The sequence below is a fragment of the Paenibacillus sp. CB74 genome, assembly GCF_055687625.1.
Genome location: NZ_CM146009.1, coordinates 6,038,041 through 6,056,689, shown reverse-complemented (window position 1 = coordinate 6,056,689; position 18,649 = coordinate 6,038,041). Strand labels below are relative to the sequence as shown.

Sequence of the window (18,649 nt, the reverse complement as noted above, 5' to 3'; positions counted from 1 at the left end):
ATTTTCTTTAATAGGGTCGCTCGTATTCCTCATTCTATTGTCGCACCCCCTTTCCAGAGTTATGAGCAAGTTAATATAAATGATGTCTGTGAGCATATCACAGAAACTTGTAAACAAGAATAAAAGATAGAATCATACGTAAATAGAGTAGTTTCCTAATCCTACCTTACGTATTATACAATGGGTCTCTCGTGCCGTAAAGCAATTTTTTCTAATAAATAGACAAGATTCTTCACGAGGTCATTCTTGGTAAGTTGCCCAATGTTTTCGACTCTACATCTTAAACGCAGCAGATTTCAAAAAGTTGCGGATTCCTCAAAAAAAGTTTTGAATTTATTTATGTATTGATGCAGTGCGGGTCTTTAACGGATTCAAAACCTTTAGTGAAATTGAATTCATGACGTATTCTCCGAATCCAATCTGCGTAAGGATTGATGTGGACGTTTATTTATACCCGTTATTTTCCACAATGAAGCGACAAATTCTACAATATTGAAAATAAAAAAAGAGGGCCCTGAGGGCCCTCTTCTTGGATCAGTGACTATAACTTAGCGGATCTTCATCGCCAGCTCAATAATCTGAGCACGCATATTCGGATCGCTGTTCAATCTTAGATACATATCGTCAATTGATTGTCTGTTCTCCCGGTATGTCTTCTCATGCTTCATCGTGGTGTGAGACCATTCAATCAATTCATTCTCAGCCAAAACCAGACTGTTATACGCATCATGGAAGCCAGTGGACTGTACAAGTCCTTCCATTACTTCCTGAGAAATCTCTTCTGTCTTACGTGTATCTTCCAACTTTTTCTCCAGAATGACTGCCTGCTTCTCGAACTGTGTCTTTGCCTTCATGTAGCCCAGCTGGGCTCTCGAATAAATCGGTTTCATTAGCTAACTTCACCCTCTAGATCATTGTGTATTTACCGTTATTGTATCTTAATCTCTAGCAAATTACAAAAATAGTTATTGGTAAAAAACAGATTTCTTCTATTATAAATGAATTCTATATAAGCTTCTCTACAGTGATAAAAAGAACCCACCCCTTTAGTAAAAGGGACAGGTCCTTCCTAAAATTATCTCAACACTGTTAGATTAGCTCAATGTTTTAGGGAATAGTTTCGTGCTCTTCTTAAGCAGTTCTACAGCAATCTTAGCTGCTTCAGCACGTGTCATATTACCTTTTGGATTGAATTGGTATTGCGTTTTGGCTGCACCTGGAATGTTTACAGGGCTTCCTTCCATGATTTTTGCTTTGGTAACCGCCACAATAGCTGGTCGTGCATAGAAATCAATAGAAGTTGAATCCAGGAACGATTTGGCCAACGTAGCCGTCAGCTTACTGTCATTAGCTGCAAGCTTGGCATTCATCGCACGCGCAATCATAACAGCTGCCTGCTCCCGTGTAACCGGCTGGTCCGGTCCAAAGAAGCCATCGCTAAGTCCTTGAACTATACCTGCGCGTGCTGCTGTTTCGATCGCTTCATAGGTCCAACGATCTGATTTGGTGTTCTCCGAAACGTCGGTGAAGGTTGTTTTGCTTGGTTTAACCAGTTGAATATCCATACCTTTGACAAGCAAAGTGGCAAATTCGCCACGTGTTGTCTGATCATCCGCACCAAATGCATTGGTTCTCAGCGGATTCATAATTCCTTTGGAATACATCGCATTTAGCAAGTTCCGTGCCCAAGGGTGATTCGTGATATCCGGGTAGCTTTGACTTTGCTTCATGACTTTGTAATAACCAAATTCATCAAACGGTACGGTAATAGTGTGACTCTTCGTATCTACTGCACCACCTATGGAAACCCATTTGCCTACATTAGAGTCATCCGAGTAACGATATACGGTAATTGTAGACCCTACATCGTCAACAATGGATGGATCATAGCTCAGCGTTAACGTTCCGCGCTGGGATGGAGTCAGAATACGCTCCTGAGCATATCTCGTGAACTCTCCATCGATGGAATACGGCGTAATTCCGTTTGTTCCTGCCTTGTATCCGTTCGTACCACGATCACCCAGTTCACCCAGACCACCGTTGATCCAGTATATATCAGATACTTGAGTAAAGTTGGCTGTATTAATCACTGAGGCGAAGAAACTCGACAACTCGGTAGGAATACGGATTACGCTGGCACCATTGGTGCTTCTGTCATCTGCATTAACTCCGATAACATTACCGTAGTCATTCTTCCGTTCTACAACACCGTCTTTTGGATCAGCGATACCAAACAGCAGTTTATTGTCTGGATAGAACTTCACCATGCCACTTGTTGTTGTCGATTGCAGTACTGTTCCTTTCGGGAATGAAAGCACCACATTTTTGTTAAACACAGTATATTTGTTGGCTACCTTAGGAGCCATGTACTGTGAATCAATCGCGATCGCACCTGTATAATACACATTGATTGTATCGTTAATGGTGCCACCCTCGCGGATAATCTGAATCTTAATTGCATTATTCTTGTCTGCTTTGAGTCCTACATAATCCAATACAAAACGATTATTCATATCCGTACGTTTAACTGCAGGCTCTTTACCAATCAATACTTGGGATGCTCCCTCAGCTTCAATATCGAAACGAACAAAGTTTTTGTTCACAACGATGTTATTACCTACCGTAGGCTGTGGAGACAAAATACGGTATGAAGAAGGTTCGCGTACAATCTCCAAACGTTGTGTCGTTCTCGCACCAGTACTGTTGATCAGTTCGAGTGTGTACACATGTGTTCCTGGTACATCAAACTTCAGATTCTGAATCCGTGCGATAAACAGGTCACTATTACCTGTAATATCATAACTTGGAAATCCGGTTGTAGCTGGTTGATTTACTTCGAAAATCGTTGTACTTGTCAATTCTTTAGTGAAAATTTTATCGGAACCAAAGTAGACGTTCACAATATCTGCACCACCGCCATTAATGACGAGGTCATAATTCTCTTCACTTGTAACATACTTGTCTTCTTTAAACGCAAATTCAGGTGTAACCGAGAAAATGCGCTTCATCTCGTCATCTTCATATTGCGTAATTGGTTTGTTAATAAACTGCTGACGTGAGTCCTTAGGAATCAGCGTAGGCATGAATGATGTCACTGTTGATTGATTCTGGTCAATGACGTTGATCTTCAACGTAGTCGAGATCGTGATTGGAAGTTTGTTGGCATCCTCGTCTGTAGCACGGATTAGAATCGTGTTCTCACCATAGACAATCGGTCCTGATTTCAAGACGGGAAGATCTACACTGAACGTTCCATCATCTTTTTTCGGGAATGCTGTTGAAGGTGTGAATTTTTTACCATTTACAAGTATTTCCGCGACAAAGTTATCCCCGTCTAGGGTTTTGAAACCAATGAAACGACCTTTTAACGTAAGCTTATCCGTACTGCTCTTGGAGTTAAAAGTGTAGGTTTGTCCGTTTTGAAGACTTTCCACATAAATAGAGCTCGCTGTTACATAAGAAATTTTCACAATCTTAGGTAAGTTTGTCGGACTACCATAGTAAAAGCGTACTTGTTGATCTCCACCAAGGAAACCCGATATTTTATAGATTTTTTGGTTATCTTTCAGTTTCATCTCATCCACAGTATTGACAGGGTCAATTGTAAGCTTTGTAGTACCTGTTGGTAAGTATTCACCTACAAGCGTCCCTGAGATAGGTTCACTGGATTCTACCAAGATGTAGAATTCATCGCTTTGCAGCTTAGTGCCATCAAGTTTTGTTTGGGAATCAATGGCTTCGCCTTCTTTATAATCAGGCAAATAGTAGATCTCTGTAATATCCTGTGCCCCTGGAGAGAAGATATAGCTCGCATTGTACCCTGCACTGAAATTACCATATGCAAGACGGAGACGAAGCGTCTGATCCTTCTTCGGAGATGTGCCATCTGCGGCGAGTTCCAAATTGTACGGTGTTGTAACCTTGAATTTTACCAATCGATACTCAATGGTTACACCATCGGAACCCGTGATAAGTACTTCTTCAGCCGGGACCGTTTCAAACACAAAATTAGTTGGTTGCGTCAAGTTACCATTAGACAGCGTGATCTCACCATTCGTAGGACTAAATGGATTTGGGCTCGCTGAGTAAGGGAGCAGCACCTGTCCAGTCAATGTTGCAGTGGTTTGGCTAGTACCTGTAAAGGTTGGATTGCTCCCCAAAATAGACTTGTCCTGTCCACCCAATTGCACTTTCAAATCCGTAAAGGGCTGATCTTTATCGAAATAATAAATAGAACGTTCTGTTTCAATGGCATTGGATGCGCTTGAAATTTTGAATTTCAGATTATTCAATCCTGCTTTTAATGCTAGCTGTGGCAAGAAGAACGATCCATCTTGCAGCATGGAAGCATTAATTTCATCCCCGCCGTTCACTTTTACACTTACAAGTGTAGAGTTCTGTACTTTACCTTGAATAGATACGCGCTGGGTATCTACAACCGTGTTGGAACCTTCATTCAAGTTATAGGACTTGTTACCGCCCGTAGCGGAACTGTCCGTGAATACTTGGAAGCTCTCAATAAATGGAGCCTGATCGTACAATACATAGAATGTATCTGAGCGCTCGACTGATCCCTGGTTACCCGAGAAAGTAACCCGGTTGAATCCCGGGAACAGATTCAGGTTATTGGCTGTGAATTTGTTATTGCCACTTGGATCAGCAGTAACAGCAGTTGTGATTGATTTAGTGGAGTCCGGTACCCATTTGCTATCTGAACCGGATGTAACCAAATTCAGTTGTTCAACCTTAACCTTCAAGCTCGTATTCGATACAAACGCATAAGAACCTGTAATTGTAATTGATGAAGTTGAGGTTGTGTATGCATTCGAACGTGTCAAGAAGGCCTTGGTTGAATCTTGAACTATAGATAGAGCAGCGGTCTCCCGCAATGTTCTAAGATCTGGCGTAAAATATGTGGTATAAGCATTAGATCCTGGAGCTACCGGATCACCGTCTGCAGCTGAAGCAACAGCCCCACCGAATAGACCTTGTGGGAACAATGAGAACACCATGGTGACCAACATGATCCAGACCAACGGCCGTTTCTTTTGTTGCATTACGTATCATCTCTCCTCTTTTTAAGTCAGTTACCTTTATATATCGGCAAAAGGTTCCAATTATTTAGTAAAAATCTCAAAATAAACAAAAAACCTTATCCACGAGGGATAAGGTTGGGTCTGGAATAATATTCAAGAATAGCTATAAGCATTACATTTATCTATTTATGATTTCGAACGAGTCTCTGGGCTCATCTTGACACGCATGCGCATCAGGAAGTTGATAACCGGTCTTCTCGTCTTGCTAACAAGTCCGATGACTTCTGCTCCTACCTGGAGGAAGAACATCATGATGCAGATGACCACAAATGTTACCCAGTTGGCTTCAAACATGGCAGCGGACGATTGGATAATCGCCAAAACTCCGAAGAATGCGGCAATTCCGTATATGATCAGCACCGTCTGACGGTGACTGAATCCAAGTTCACGCAGGCAGTGATGTAGGTGGCCTTTGTCCGGTGCAAATATCGGTTTCCGCTGTACCGCACGACGAATGATCGCGAAGAAGGTATCCGAGAGCGGCACACCGATAATGATCAGCGGGGTAATAAAGGACACGATAGCAATTTGTTTGAATCCCAGCATGGATAACATCGCCAGAGAGAAACCAAGGAATAGTGATCCGGTATCCCCCATGAAGATCTTCGCCGGGTGGAAGTTGAAGAACAGGAATCCGATAATGCTACCCAGCAATACAAGACACATCAGGGCAATCATCATGTTACCCATCAGGAAGGACATCACAGCAATGGTACCAATGGCAATACCAGATACACCGGCTGCCAGACCATCCAGACCATCAATCAGGTTAATCGCATTGGTTACACCAACGATCCATAAGATCGTCAGCGGAATGGATACCCAAGCTTCAAGTGAAGAATAGGAATCCTGAAAAGGAATGTTAACGAAATCTACGCGGATGTTAAATCCGAATACAACGACAGATGCAGCTACGATCTGACCAAGCAGCTTCACTTTGGCCGACAGTTCAAACCGATCATCGAGTGCTCCGATCAGCACGATAATGGTTCCACCAATCAGAAACGCACTGACAAAACTCATATCCCGAGTCGTAAACCACGCCGATACAAACGGAAGCAATGCAGCAACTGTAATAATAAAGGCCAGGAATATCCCCAGACCGCCAAGACGCGGCATGATCCGTGTGTGTACTTTACGTGCATTCGGCGTATCCATCGCGCCAATGCGGACTGCGAACTTTTTGACAAGCGGTGTCAGGGCAAGAGCCAGTCCCATTGACACGATAAATCCAATGATAAAGATCGCTACCATTTGAACATTCGACCCCCAATTATAATACCTGTACGAAATTATAAATCCCCTGATCTCTTTTTATATATAAAAATTATTGTTAGTCACTTTTGATGAAAAATGCCATTTGCACCAGAACGGAGAGGGCAGAAATAACCTGTAGAAGCGAAGCGTTCCCCTTTATCACGGGATTTCAACCTTGTAAAGGTTAGAAAAAGAAATCCAGGGATAACAGCGATCAAAAGGTTATTCTGACATCGAAGTGGCAACGTGCAACTTAAAGTTTCATTTGAGTGGCACACATGTAATCCGGAATGAATTATACGCCGATCCCACCCGAAAAGCTATCCTCAATTTCTAGCATAAACAAGCATTTATCTCTTAATTACCTGTTTTTAACGGGCTTTTGTCACGTTTTCTTTGTCACGCATCACCTTAACAGCGAATTTCGGAAGCGCAAGCATCCGGCCAGCCCGGCTTGGTTCACGCAACAAGCGATAAAACCACTCCAGTCTTAACTTTTGGAACAGCATAGGCGCCCGTTTGGTTTTGCCCGAAATCACATCAAAGCTGCCGCCAACGCCCATGGTTACGGGAACCTGCAGTGCATTTTTGTACTTGTGAATCCATGGTTCCTGTGTATCGGCCCCACGTGCTACAAACAACAGATCAGGTGAAGCTTCCCGAATAGAAGCAATAACCTGTTCATCCTCAGCCGGACCAAAATAACCGTCGCGATAACCCACAATACGAATCGCCGGATATTGCTGTTGTAACCGAACTGCCGTTTCTTGAATCACCTCAGGGGTGGAACCGAGTAAATATACACCCCATCGATAGTTTTCTCCAACACGCAGCAATTCATGTAAAAGCTCGAATCCCGGCACTCGCTCAGCTACTGGATCTCCACAATAGTTCGCCGCCCATACAACCCCTGTTCCATCAGGAACAATTAATTCCGCAGATTGCATGACTTCCATGATTGCGGGATTTTCCAGTGCAGCCATAACCATAATCGGGTTGGCTGTAATGACTTGATGTGGTTGCTTGGACAGCACAGCTTCCTGGAGAACCTTTACCGTTTCTTTCATCGTCAGTTTGGAAAAAGGAATGCCGTAGATCGAAACGGTAGGTATGGATCCGGTCTGACTCATCTTTATCTCATCCTTTGCGGCCTAAATAGTTAATAATCTGCTGTGCAGGCACTCTAGCTTCCTGCTTCAATTCGGTGATGCCATCTTCATGTTCCTTCAGCCACTGTGATCGTTGATCCAGCAATCCGACGACAGTCTTGGCGAGTTTGTCGCCATCTAGTGAGCTCGTATCCCCTGCTGGTTCACTATCCAGTCGAAGCAAGAATTGATCGATTTTCGGATCATACGAGATGCCCACCGGTGGCACATATTGCGAAGCTGCATAGATCAGACTGTGCAGACGCATACCGATGACAAGATCACACTTGCTGACTTCCTCCAGCATAAGCTGAGGGTCGGTCAGATCCTGTGCGATGCTGATCTCACTGCCTTTACTGGTCACATCACCGAGCAATTCCATAAGGAATCGTGATGCTTGTTCATCAATCGGCAAATGAAACGGCAGAAAACGCAAGTGAACAGCTCTTTTGGAACATAACTTTTTCAATCCCGCGGCAATAGCCGTTAGCTCTTTACGATCCGACTCCCAGAACCGTACCGATATCCCGATCACTGGAAGCTTCGTGTGTGCTCCAGATGTAGTTTCCACTTGGTTAGCTTGGGTAGCTCCATTGGTTGAAACTGCACCTGTGCCACTCTTAACTTTAGTCTCAGGTAGTGGCAAACCCATTACGGGGTCGGGTACAACATGGATCTGATTCCACTGTAGCCCGAGACCACGCAGGTAATCTGCAGATTGTTCATCCCGAACAGATACATAGGTGCAGCTCTTAAAGACTGATTTGATCATCGGGTTAAAAATTTTTCGATTCACAGGGCCAATACCCTGTGCATAGATAAACGTTGGTTTTTTCAGCATCTGAGCCAGCTTGATCACACCCAGATAATAAGGAATGGATTTCAGTCCAGTTGCATCCTGCAATAGACTTCCTCCGCCACTGATTAGCCCATCGCTCTCCTTGAGTGCTTCACGGACTTCCTTTAATTTCATACGGTTCACGGAGCGTACACCGTACATGGAGGTTGTCCACTCGGGGTCACCCGAGAGAACAATAGGTTCAATGGTGATGTTCGACCTTTGGCTTTCCTCTTCCAGTGCTGTCAAAATCGACTTTAGCACCGCTTCGTCTCCGCTATTGCGGAATCCGTAATACCCCGAGATGACTAACTTTTGAGAAGTGGTGACCATTTTTTCCAACATCCTTCCGCTACTTGCCACACACCCACAGCAATGATACCGAAGATTAAGCCAAGTCCCAATCCCATCACTCCACGAATGAGTGACAATACAGCCGGCGTATGGATATGCGCGAACGTATCCACCATGGACAATTGTCCAATCGCTGCAATAATGAGCACAAAGATGACTTTACGATATTTTAAAGCGGCGAACACGCCAACGATAAACAGCGGGTGTCCCAGCATAAATTCTTTGAATCTCGGACGTACACCGAACGTATCTTCCAGCGTAGTACGCAGGAACATCTCGAATGGTGTTACTGATCCCGAGTTGCCTGTACGGCTCAAGTAATAGTATCCAACAACGGCAGCAACGAGTGCCAATACAACCATTAACACATTAATTGGCATACGAAGCATTTCTTTAATTTTCTTAATAGAGAACGATCCAGAACCACGATAAAACACAATGTAGATCGCTACCAGTGCCATAGGTGCAAAGTGCAACAGACTTACGCCGCGGAACTGGTTAATGACCAGACTGTACGTAATGCTGTTAAGCAACGCAATGACAAATGGTACGGCCAGGAACGAAATAATTGACGTTCTTACATATAAAACTACAGTCTGTTTCAAACGACGACCCGCAGATGCGTCGGGTTGACGCTGTTGCTGATAGTTCACGGTACGAACGGCCAGCACCATCGCTATGGTCGGCGCCGCTATGGCCACAAGCAAGGCTATTCCTTGCTCCAGCAGCGTTGGTTTCAAGAGGAACAATCCTGCACTGCCCACCAAAGCAACCACAAATGCGATCAAGGTCAGTAGTGGGATAAAATAAGAAACCATAAGTGCAATCATCGCAATCGCACCAACGAGAGCAACCAGCTTGGCATAACGTTGAATCGACGAATCCTTCACTGTGAATGCTTCAGCTTGTCCGAGTTCGAAGCCATGCTTCGCCATACGTTCTATCGCATGACCCGGCTCACCCAGGCTGTTGATCAGATTCTCAATTGGATCTGTAATCATGGCCTTGGCTGTATTCCGACTTGGCGATGCATTCATATAAAGCATACGAATGTTGCGGTCTTTGGTTGCCAGTACAAAACGGTCAGCGATCGTGTCTACGTCCAGATTGGCATCGCCATCACTAAGCGAGTACAGACGCGTAACGTTGTAATCCGTTTTATAAGCAAGGGTCTGGAATCCAGACTGCGGTTTCTTCAAGTTCTCAATGGCTGCAAGACCAATATTGTGCTTGTTCAGCAACTGTGCGAATTGATCGAGACTTCTCATCTCTGCATTATCATTGTACCCTTTCACAGCATCACCATCAAACAAGATGCGCTTTACGCCATTCTCTTCGAAGAAGGTAAGCAAGCGCTCCATCGATTCCTGGCTGTATGGCACACTGTCTGAGATCCGCGGCAAAATGTAAAAACCTTTATCACGCAGCATCTTCACGGCAACCGGATCGGGCTGCAAAGGCTGCATGTTGGCATTCTCTGGAGGAGTCTGCAATATTAAGCCGCTACGACCTTCATATTCCCATGGTTGTACCGGAATCTGCCGATCAGCGAACGTTTGTTCAATAATAGGGGTATACGTCCGTGCGTTTTCCTCTGATGTAAATAACACATACGTGTAATTTGCGTTAGAAGGGATCACATCTTTGGTCAGGTTGGCGAGATCCTGGCCGTTGTATACCATCAGTCGGCGTGTCTTTCTCAGCTCGTCCAATGTACTTTCGAACACTGCCATCGTTGTTACGCCTGCGTCTTTTAGACGAGTCAATTGTTCATTCATGAAATCTTGCGGATGTGCCTGATACGCGGAGATATCCAGCAGACCCCGATAGTTGAAAACAAGCTCTACCTTTTTGGCAGAAGATTCTGTCTGCACCCGATCACTGATTACAGGGATGGACGCAACCAGACCGATAATAACGACGAGCCACAACCACTTCCGAGAAGCGTTATTCCAATAAAGCCATTTTTGACGCACTACATGTACCTCCTCAAGTGTTGGAACCAAATGCACGTTCAGCTCAAGTAATTCGTTCATTTAACATTCATACAATAGGTTACAAACAGCTTGTGTCAACAAGCCCTGATATATGCCAGTCTATCTACACTTTTATTTCAAAGAAAAACCCCTCCGCCAACCAACCTTACGGTGCGGAGAGGCCTTCTCATGTCCTAACGCTTTGTTGCATTCGTATTATTGCGCGTCTACACGCGACATTACGTTGGTCACCAGACGCTCGATCCGGCTTTCCGCATCTTCCAAACTCTCTCCACGAACGGCGAAGTATACTTTGATCTTCGGTTCTGTTCCTGAAGGACGCAAGCAGAACCATGAACCGTCTGCCAAAATGAACTTCAGTACGTTTTCCTTCGGAAGACCGTCCAGACCAAGGGAGTAGTCCAATACATCTTGTACAGCAATTCCCGCCACTTCTTGTGGCGGATTGGAACGCCAGTCCGTCATTTTGGCCTGAATCTGAGCTACGCCGTCTTTGCCTTTCAGCGTACGGGATTCCAGCTTCTCCAAGAAGTATCCGAATTGGTTGTACAGCTCTTGCAAGACATCATAGAGTGTCTTGCCTTGGCTTTTATAATAAGCAGCAGCTTCAGCAATCAGCATCGAGGCAAGGACAGCATCCTTGTCACGGGCATAGTTGCCTGAAAGGTATCCATAACTCTCTTCATATCCGAACAAGAAGGTATGGCTGCCTGTTGCTTCGAACTGGTTCATTTTTTCACCAATATATTTGAAGCCTGTCAGTGTGTTCATCACTTCTGCACCGTAATGTTCAGCAATAACAGCACCCATCTCACTAGTTACGATCGTTTTGACAACTGCGCCATTGCTTGGCAGTGTTCCTGTCTCTTGTAGGCGACTCAGCAGATAATGTACCATAATGGCACCAGACTGGTTACCAGACAAGACGAAATATTTGCCATCGTTGTCTTTCACGACAGCACCCATACGGTCTGCATCCGGATCTGTTCCGATCAAAATGTCAGCGCCCACGGATTCTCCCAGCTTCATTGCAAGCGTAAACGCTTCGCGTTCTTCCGGGTTGGGGGATTTCACAGTAGAGAACTCAGCATCTGGCTGTTCTTGTTCGGCTACAATGTGCACCTGCTCGAATCCGATCTGCTCCAATACACGACGTACAGGGATGTTGCCTGTTCCGTGCAGCGGTGTATATACAATTTTGAAATCACGACCAATGCCCGATTGGATCAGTTCGCGGCTCAGACTGCGGCTTGCTACGGTATCCACGAATGCTTGGTCTTGGTCTTCACCCAACCAGATCAGGAGCCCCTGCGCTTCTGCTTCTTCTTGCGTCAGCTTCTTAACGTCAGCAAGGGAAGGCACTTCCTGGATGTACTGAATGACTTTTTCCGCTTCAGCTGGTACCAATTGACCACCCTCATGATTGTAGACCTTGTATCCGTTGTATTCCGGTGGGTTATGGCTCGCTGTTACAACGATTCCGCCAGTAGCCTTCTGATTACGCACTGCAAATGACAACTCTGGAGTTGAACGCAGGGATGGGAACAGCTTGGCTACAATGCCGTTTCCAGCCAGTACAAGCGCAGCATCCAGTGTGAATTCAGGTGAGAAATGACGGGAATCATGAGCAATGACCACAGAAGGTTTGCCTTCTTGGTCACCATGCTGCTCAAGCAAATAACGCGCAAATCCTTGCGTCGCCCGACCTACGGTGTAACGATTCATCCGGTTGCTTCCTGCACCAATGACCCCGCGCAATCCCCCTGTACCAAACTCCAGGTTTCTGTAAAAACGTTCTTCTAGCTCTTTCGGCTGATCCTGCAAGTCACGAAGCTCCTGTTTCGTTGCTTCATCAATCGAAGCATCCTCCAACCATTGCTGCAACGTCTCTGCTGCTGCTGTGCTTAACTGTTCCATTCCGATAAACCCCTTCCGTCTATATAAATTCAGGTGTGCTGAGATACTTCAGCATCTTCCATCATTCGGCCCGTCTACGTTCCGACATGATGTCATTGCTTACGTGTGTAATCAGCTTGGGTCAGACAGTGCAAACATAATCTCGCCTTCAGCGACCACTTTGTCGTCTACACGGGCGGTTGCTTTACCTTTACCAATGGAACCCTTCAAACGTGTAATCTCCACTTCCAGGATCAACGTATCTCCGGGCACGACTTGTCCACGGAATCGGAAGTTGTCCAGTCCCGCCAAAAAGCCGATTTTGCCTTTATTGCCTTCCATATTCAGAATGGCTACTGCACCAACTTGAGCCAGCGCTTCAGTAATCAATACACCCGGCATTACCGGATACTCTGGAAAATGACCAATAAAGAATGGTTCGTTAATGGTTACGTTCTTCAGACCAACGGCACGTTTGCCATCCTCAATCTCTAGAATCTTGTCCACCAGCAAAAACGGGGGACGGTGCGGGATGATTTCTTGAATCTGTTTGATATCGAGCACAGTGTAATCTCCTCTCGGGATGTTTATATGAGCGTTCTTCATCATGGATTGACTCTTAGGGCTAAGGTGGTCGTTACGGTTACGGATCGTCCCTCTAATCGCTGTTTGTCTCCGAATTTTTTGATCAACCTCCGAGAGGTCAAGATTCGGTGACAAAGGCGAGCGCTTCGCTTCTTCTGAACGATTCCGTTCCCTCCACTTACTTCGGTGCTGCAAGGTCAACCCCCACATGACAAAGGCGAAGCTCATATAAAATGTTTTAATTTAAATTTTGTATGGAAAGCATATTTTCAGTTAACACTAGTTATATCCTTCATGACTGCAGTAGTGAAGGTTAAGATAAGGGGTCTCTCTTCGCGATGACGAATGTCTTTCGCAGGGGAGGCCTCTTTTGACGTCAAACGTCATCCATCATTATACTGTTTTCAACGTCAAAAAGAAAACTCCTGCCTGCGCAGGAGTTTTCGCTTAACTCGTTACATTATGGAGCGAACACTAGATTATATACATGTTCCCATGTACTCCATTGCCATACGGAACCGATATCCTGCTTGCCCAGTACCACATATCCAGCTACCATTCCGCCAGCGAGGGCAAGAACAAGCAGGGCCGGGATCAAGAACCATCTAGCGATGCGCCATCCACTCTTCTTCTTCTTGACTTCCTTTTTCTCTGGCTTACTGTTCTGCTGCTGTGTTTCTGTCATCACATTCACCTTTTACGCTCTCAGATTGTTGGCAAGACCCAACATGGAATCACTTGAAGTTAGCGCCTTGGCCGCCAGTTGATATGTCCGCTGTCCTTGCATAAGCAGAGTCATCTCCTGTGTCATATCCACATTGGATTGCTCCAGAAATCCTGGACGGATTAAGGCAGCTGCTTGACGTGTAGCTGCATTCGCGCCAAATACATCATCCTCGGTTAATCCCGCATCCAGGCCGAACAGGTTATCCGCATATTGTACCAGACCTTCAGGGCGTTCAATGTCTACCACTTGCAGTTGTGCCCCAATGATTGCGTTCGCCTCATTACCGCGTCGGATTAACAGGTTGCCATTTTCATCAAAAGCAACTTTGCTATTATTCGGTGCCGTAATGCGATTACCTTGACGATCCAGAGCAAAGTGGCCTTCACCATTGACCATCACCATCATATCTGGTGCATTTGGATTGGCTTTTGGTCTTGTATCCGGTACAAAATGAAATGCACCCTGACGTGTCCACATTTTCTCCCCGTTCGCTTCAACTGCAAACATGGCATTTCCTTCAATGGCCAGATCAGTCGGAAGACCTGTCTCGTTCAAGGGGCCTTGAGACATATCCTTCGTCACATCCGCCAAACGAGCACCAAAACCGAGGTTATATCCCATCGGTGTGGAGCGTCCATCCAGTTTGTACTTGTCCGGTTGTTGTTGCACCCGGGTCAGCACATCCTCGAAGGCCGCTTGCTTGCTCTTATAGCCTGCCGTATTCACGTTGGCAATATTATCGGCAATGACATCCAGTCTTTGCTGTATGGCAGTCATGGAAACCTTGGCACTAATCATCGAATTATTCATCGGTGGTTTACCCTCCCCTTGTGTCCTGTCCACCCTCCCAAACCCTCCCTAGTAGGGAGGGCCCCAGATGGCGCTGCCCTCTGGACTCCCGAAACAGGCGGATTAGGTAAGTGGGGTACGATCTTGCTAAGTGACGGTGGTGTGTGTTCGCCGCGACTGCCGGGTTATGATTCTCGCCATAGTTTCACATGGCTGAATCATAGCCCGGCACGCTCTTTATGCGGCGTGGTAGCTCCGCGTGGTCTCTTCCCTGCTTTGCTTCGCAAAGGGCTGTCGAGACCGTCGCTTCGCTCAGGTACTTCTACGCATTCCTCGCATAAGCTCAGCTGCGTCTTGGCTCTCGCGCTCCGCGTGGTCTCTTCCCTGCTTTGCTTCGCAAAGGACTGTCGAGACCCTCGCTGTGCTCAGGTACTGCCACGCATTCCTCGCATAGGCTCGGCTGCGTCTTGGCTCTTCGCTTCGCGTGAGCCTCTCTGCTTTGCAGCGCAATCGCTTTGGCTCTCCGCTGCGCGGTTATATTTAAACGTCGGCGTTATACACGCCCGACTTCATTGACGGCTTTATCCAAACTGCGGTCGTAGAACTGTACGACCTTCTGATTCGCTTCATACGCCCGGAATGCGGCGTTCATATCGACTGTTGCCTGTGAAGCATCAACATTGGAGCCTTCCAGATAACCCTGACGGATCTGCACATTATCACCAGCAGCCATCATCCGGGCCGTTGCGCCGTTTTCATCGCTGAGACTGAAATTGCCATCACCTTGACGAACCAGTTGATTCGGCTGGTCAATGACACTAATGCCGAGAGTAACCCCTGTCGGTGCACCGGTTGCTGCATCCACCAAACGGCCTTGCTCATCCACTTTAAATTGCTCTACAGAACCTGTCAACACTATAGGTTGTCCATTATTATCCAACACTTGTGAACCTGTTGAGCTCAGCAGTTGTCCCGTTCCTGTAATCTCGAAGTGACCATCACGTGTATAACCGGTGTTACCTTCTGCATCCTGAACTGTAAAATACGCCTGAGGCTGATAAGTTACCGTGCCATCGGCCCGTACAAATTTGCCTGATGCATCAAAAGGGACAGGTTGTCCAGTCTGCGGATCATTGACCGTCATATTGGATGAAATGGAAAAATCATTTTTCTGCCCCGTCTCCATAATGGTCCCCTGCAAATTCATGGACAAACTCTCTTCCGCGAACACCCCCGTGTTCAGCTTGCCCAGCCGCTTTGTCGGGAGATTTGCATCTCCGCCTACCAAGGTAATGAGCATTTCCGGGAAGGAACGGCTTACGCTGTTGACCTGTTTATATCCCGTGGTGTTCATATTTACGATATTCTGTGTTGCTGTGTCATGGCGGCGTTGTTGCGTAATCATCCCCGCAGTAGCGGTGTACAGACCTCTTAACATGTATTAACCCCTCTCCTCAAGCGCTTGCACTGCATCGCAGGTTGGCTGCTTGTCCGTTCTGCTTTCCGAGCATGGCGAACCTTTGCTTTTTATATCGGCAGATTAGAACTTTTTCTTAACCACCTGATCCAAATTATTAAGCATTATGCCTGTCCCCTTCACGACACAGTGCATTGGATCTTCCGCAACCCATACCGGTACATGCAATTCATTGGACAAAAGCTCGTCCAGTCCGTTCAACAATGCACCTCCACCTGTCAATACAACACCACGATCGATAATGTCCGCTGACAATTCAGGCGGTGTACGTTCCAATACCGACTTCGCTGCTACAATGATGGATTGCACAGAATCCCAGAGTGCTTCCTGTACTTCATTTCCCGATACCGTTACGGTAACAGGCAGACCGGATACCATATCGCGTCCGCGAATATCCATCTCGGTTTGACGTCCACCCGGATGTACGGAACCAATCGCAATTTTGATATCTTCCGCGGTCCGTTCACCGATCATAAGCTTGTACTTGGCTTTGATAAACTTGATAATAGCTTCGTCGAACTTGTCCCCTGCGACTTTAATAGAAGAGGCGGTGACCACGTCGCCCATAGACAGGACTGCAACGTCAGTCGTACCGCCGCCGATATCCACGACCATATTGCCGCTCGGCTGAAAAATATCCATTCCCGCACCGATCGCTGCCGCTTTCGGCTCTTCTTCCAGAAACACTTCTTTGGCACCGCTGCGTTCTGCCGCCTCGCGGATGGCCTTCTGTTCCACGGAAGTAATGTTCGTTGGTGCACAGATCAAAATTCGAGGGTGGCTGTACCAGCTTCTTGCACCCACACGATTAATGAAATGTCTGAGCATCGCTTCCGTAATCTCGAAGTCCGCAATAACGCCGTCACGCAGCGGTCTAATGGCAACAATGTTACCTGGAGTACGCCCCACCATACGACGCGCTTCTTCCCCAACAGCAAGGACACGCTTCGTATCTCTTTCAATGGTCACGACGGAAGGTTCATCGAGGACAACCCCACTTCCTTTCACGTGAATAAGCACGTTTGCCGTGCCAAGATCAATACCGATATCCTTGCTAAACATAAAAGAGCCCCCAAAGTGATATTATTTGGTCAGCGTATCCTGTGAAAAAGAGTCCCTTATCACGTCACCGCTCGTTCGACAAAGTGCAACATATATATGTAAAAATCGGGCTGATAAGATGTCATAATTCGATCCTGTACCAGCTTTTAACATATCATACTTCAGGGGAGGGATTCAATGCATGTGTGAGCTTTTTGACCTACGTCTTTGTGCAGATGCTTACGATTTGGCGGAAGCCAACACCTCACGTTTCTTGCCACTCGTTTTTTTGTATTTAATTTTGGTCGCTTCACCGCCCCGCAAATGGCGGATTGACTTGTGATACTCCAAAATGTGTTTCACCTGGTCAGCAAGATCAGGGTTGATTTCCGGCAGACGCTCCGTCAGATCCTTATGCACAGTACTCTTTGACACGCCGAATTCTTTGGCTATGGTACGGACCGTATTCCTCGTCTCAACAATGCAGCGACCAATTTTGATGGTCCGTTCCTTGATGTAATCGTGCACGCTCCCGCCTCCCTACTGTGTGGATAGTTTGGTACATTATATGAGGAGCATGCCTATATATTCGCGGTTTAGAGGTGTGACAAGCTTCGAAGGTCCCATTATTTTCTGAAAAGCACAAAAAGAGCAGAGGTTGAACCCTCTGCCCATCATGTTGCTGCGGTAAAAATCATTTATTTTTCCGGAAGATATCCTTGCGGGTTAACCGGCTGTCCATCTTCGTACACTTCAAAGTGAAGGTGGTTGCCAAGCGTTTTACCCAATTCATTGACACCAGCAGATGCAATCGCATCTCCCTGTTTCACTTCGTCGTCCTGTTTCACTTTGACGTCTGCCAAGCTTTGGTACACCGTTTTCAGGTTATCATTGTGTGTGATTTCCACAACTTGACCTGTGAGCGGATTTTGCTCAACCCGGGTAACTTTACCGGCAAGCGCTGCTTTGACTTCAAACGTTTTGTTATCCCCACGTGCCAGATCCACACCCGTGTTCGGGATGAATGTATCATTGTACTGCACCATTGCAGCTTCATGTTCCTCGGTTGAAGCTTCGCTATCATAGAAAGGTTTTACGACCGAAATTTCGGACGGTACCGCTACCGGCCATACAAAATTCTCCGACTTGGCAACAACTTCCACACTTTCTTCTTCTCCGCCTGCTGCTGTTCCTTCTGTACCCGCCGATGCACCTGTTTCTACTACCCCGCTAGCAGAGTCCGGGTTCATAGCTTTGTCGCCTGTTCCCTGATAGACCCACACTAAGGTTAGTATAATGCCTGCTGCTGCGATGTAGGCTGCCGGGAAGACCCAGCGTTTGGACATTGCTCTTTTCCATGAAGAGGGCTGGCTAGCCGGTACTCCTTGAGTTGTTTTAGGAGTTTCTTCTTGGACTGTTTTTTTGTTTTGTTCATTCATCTTGA

Annotated in this window: 14 protein-coding genes; all 14 read right to left on the bottom strand. The window is 46.3% G+C overall.

What is annotated here, in order from left to right; all coding sequences use genetic code 11:
- Positions 1-548: 548 nt before the first annotated feature.
- The 14 genes from ACX9NY_RS26655 to ACX9NY_RS26590 all read right to left on the bottom strand — a co-directional run bounded on the left by ACX9NY_RS26655 (position 549) and on the right by ACX9NY_RS26590 (position 18,644).
- Complete coding sequence (locus ACX9NY_RS26655; protein WP_472476056.1) at positions 549-890, bottom strand: hypothetical protein; 342 nt, start codon at positions 888-890, stop codon at positions 549-551.
- A 204-nt stretch (positions 891-1,094) separates the two neighbouring features.
- Positions 1,095-5,057, bottom strand: coding sequence for an S-layer homology domain-containing protein (locus tag ACX9NY_RS26650; protein ID WP_472476054.1), 3,963 nt, complete (start codon positions 5,055-5,057; stop codon positions 1,095-1,097).
- Positions 5,058-5,222: 165 nt separating this feature from the next.
- Positions 5,223-6,350 carry a glycosyltransferase family 4 protein gene (locus tag ACX9NY_RS26645; protein WP_315937577.1) on the bottom strand — a complete coding sequence of 376 codons (1,128 nt, stop codon included), beginning with the start codon at positions 6,348-6,350 and terminating at the stop codon, positions 5,223-5,225.
- 374 nt (positions 6,351-6,724) lie between these two features.
- Positions 6,725-7,483 (bottom strand): WecB/TagA/CpsF family glycosyltransferase, encoded by a 759-nt coding sequence (locus ACX9NY_RS26640; RefSeq protein WP_472476052.1) that lies wholly within the window; start codon positions 7,481-7,483, stop codon positions 6,725-6,727.
- A 7-nt stretch (positions 7,484-7,490) separates the two neighbouring features.
- Entirely contained in the window at positions 7,491-8,672 is a 1,182-nt protein-coding gene (gene csaB, locus ACX9NY_RS26635; RefSeq protein ID WP_472476050.1) for a polysaccharide pyruvyl transferase CsaB, read from the bottom strand.
- Positions 8,648-10,669: a DUF5693 family protein gene (locus tag ACX9NY_RS26630; RefSeq protein WP_339238177.1), complete on the bottom strand. Its 2,022-nt coding sequence runs from the start codon at positions 10,667-10,669 to the stop codon at positions 8,648-8,650. Before ACX9NY_RS26630 ends, csaB begins: the two co-directional genes overlap by 25 nt.
- Positions 10,670-10,885: 216 nt before the next feature.
- Positions 10,886-12,607 carry a phospho-sugar mutase gene (locus ACX9NY_RS26625; protein ID WP_339238179.1) on the bottom strand — a complete coding sequence of 574 codons (1,722 nt, stop codon included), beginning with the start codon at positions 12,605-12,607 and terminating at the stop codon, positions 10,886-10,888.
- A gap of 111 nt (positions 12,608-12,718) precedes the next feature.
- Positions 12,719-13,150 carry a 3-hydroxyacyl-ACP dehydratase FabZ gene (gene fabZ / locus ACX9NY_RS26620; RefSeq protein WP_145324406.1) on the bottom strand — a complete coding sequence of 144 codons (432 nt, stop codon included), beginning with the start codon at positions 13,148-13,150 and terminating at the stop codon, positions 12,719-12,721.
- A 481-nt stretch (positions 13,151-13,631) separates the two neighbouring features.
- Positions 13,632-13,856, bottom strand: coding sequence for a DNA-directed RNA polymerase subunit beta (locus ACX9NY_RS26615; RefSeq protein ID WP_472476048.1), 225 nt, complete (start codon positions 13,854-13,856; stop codon positions 13,632-13,634).
- Positions 13,857-13,868: 12 nt separating this feature from the next.
- Complete coding sequence (locus ACX9NY_RS26610; RefSeq protein ID WP_472476046.1) at positions 13,869-14,708, bottom strand: flagellar hook-basal body protein; 840 nt, start codon at positions 14,706-14,708, stop codon at positions 13,869-13,871.
- 532 nt (positions 14,709-15,240) lie between these two features.
- Positions 15,241-16,125, bottom strand: coding sequence for a flagellar hook-basal body protein (locus ACX9NY_RS26605; RefSeq protein WP_433747875.1), 885 nt, complete (start codon positions 16,123-16,125; stop codon positions 15,241-15,243).
- A 102-nt stretch (positions 16,126-16,227) separates the two neighbouring features.
- Positions 16,228-17,226, bottom strand: a complete 999-nt coding sequence (mreB, locus tag ACX9NY_RS26600) for a rod shape-determining protein (RefSeq protein WP_253441322.1) — start codon at positions 17,224-17,226, stop codon at positions 16,228-16,230.
- Positions 17,227-17,445: 219 nt separating this feature from the next.
- Positions 17,446-17,733 carry a sporulation transcriptional regulator SpoIIID gene (spoIIID, locus tag ACX9NY_RS26595; protein WP_024632710.1) on the bottom strand — a complete coding sequence of 96 codons (288 nt, stop codon included), beginning with the start codon at positions 17,731-17,733 and terminating at the stop codon, positions 17,446-17,448.
- A gap of 170 nt (positions 17,734-17,903) precedes the next feature.
- Positions 17,904-18,644, bottom strand: a complete 741-nt coding sequence (locus ACX9NY_RS26590) for a peptidoglycan DD-metalloendopeptidase family protein (protein WP_472476043.1) — start codon at positions 18,642-18,644, stop codon at positions 17,904-17,906.
- Positions 18,645-18,649: the final 5 nt, after the last annotated feature.